The organism is Enterococcus alishanensis, from assembly GCF_019218635.1.
In the GTDB taxonomy this organism is placed as follows: domain Bacteria; phylum Bacillota; class Bacilli; order Lactobacillales; family Enterococcaceae; genus Enterococcus_A; species Enterococcus_A alishanensis.
In genome coordinates, this window is the sequence record NZ_JAHUZB010000034.1 from 1 (window position 1) to 473 (window position 473).

Consider the following 473-nt stretch of genomic DNA (forward strand, 5'->3'; position numbering starts at 1 on the left):
ATAAAAATTAAATTACCGAAGAATTATTTTAAGACAAACGGTAAGTCTTATCCTTTAGTTATAGTTCAAGATGGAGACTACTTATTTAAAGATGTAAAAAAAGACGTTATATTTGTTGGTATCGTGCCTAATACTCGAAAAAAAGATTATACACCCTGGAAAAGTGTTGTTGGTGATATTGAATATGGTGGTCAAGCGGATGCGTATATCACTTGGGTGGCTGATGCGGTAATACCGTATTTAAGAAAATGTTTCCGTATTTCTCAGGATAGAAAAGACATCGGTATTGCAGGTGCCTCATTTGGTGGGCTCGTATCGCTATATGCGTTGTTTAAACACGCAGATACGTTTGGGCATTATATATTAATTTCACCTTCAGTTTGGTACCCTGACTTTGTTAAGTTTATGAAATCCCAACCGATTATTAATTCAACACATCATATTTACTGGTATGTCGGCCAACTTGAAGGGAA

The 473-nt window shown here is 35.5% G+C and carries 1 protein-coding gene; it reads left to right on the forward strand.

The features are described from left to right. Window positions 1-473, forward strand: a 473-nt coding sequence (locus KUA55_RS18155) for an alpha/beta hydrolase (protein ID WP_218327772.1), incomplete at both ends; no start/stop codon positions are given.